1 protein-coding gene is annotated in these 739 nt (G+C 31.0%); it reads left to right on the forward strand.

Features of this window, described 5'->3' with window-relative positions:
* On the forward strand, nucleotides 1–739 hold a 739-nt coding region (locus AACR41_RS00030), incomplete at both ends, for a hypothetical protein (RefSeq protein ID WP_045442767.1).

The raw sequence follows: 739 nt of genomic DNA on the forward strand, positions 1-739 counted from the left end.
GTCAAGATCAAAAAGAAGTGACTCAAGATCTAAAAATAAAACTACAAAACCATAAAGTCACATTTTTAGGTTGTTTTGACAAGCGGCTTTTTGAAGAAATACAAAAGCAATTTAACAATGATCAATTTATTGCTATCTATTTAGAAAATAAGAGAGGAGAATCCATACATTATCCTCACTGGTTATTTGATTATGATGATGATTTTTACTATAAACAAAACCAAATAATAACTGAATCTGCTGGTCTGTTGAATGATGACATCCCGACTTTTGAGGACTTTGAGTTAGTGAATTTAAATATAAGCCCTTTGCCTCTTCTGATTGCATCTGGAAAATGGAGACAGAATTTAGATTACTTTGATCAATGGCAATTAGACTTTATAAAAATTCTCTGGGGGGATTTAAAGGAATATAAAGATGTCAAGCTGCCATATATTTACTTGGCAATTCTTAAACACTTTTTGATTGTAGTTACTTGTAATGAACAGCCAAAAAATTACAATCCAAAAGACTACGAAAAACTTCTTTATTGCACCTCAAATGACAGTTTTCCACTCAAGAGATACGATCCAGTCTGTTTAGAAGAAAATATGCCTACGATCAGGGCATTATGCCATACATTAAACATATTGTTTTTTGACAGAAGTAAAATAAATTTCAATCAATTTACAAGATATCAGTTTAGAGGAACAGGATTGTTGACAGGAATTACTTATCAAGGAGAAAGAAAAACGATATT

Source organism: Picosynechococcus sp. NKBG042902, from assembly GCF_963864045.1.
Lineage (GTDB): Bacteria > Cyanobacteriota > Cyanobacteriia > Cyanobacteriales > MRBY01 > MRBY01.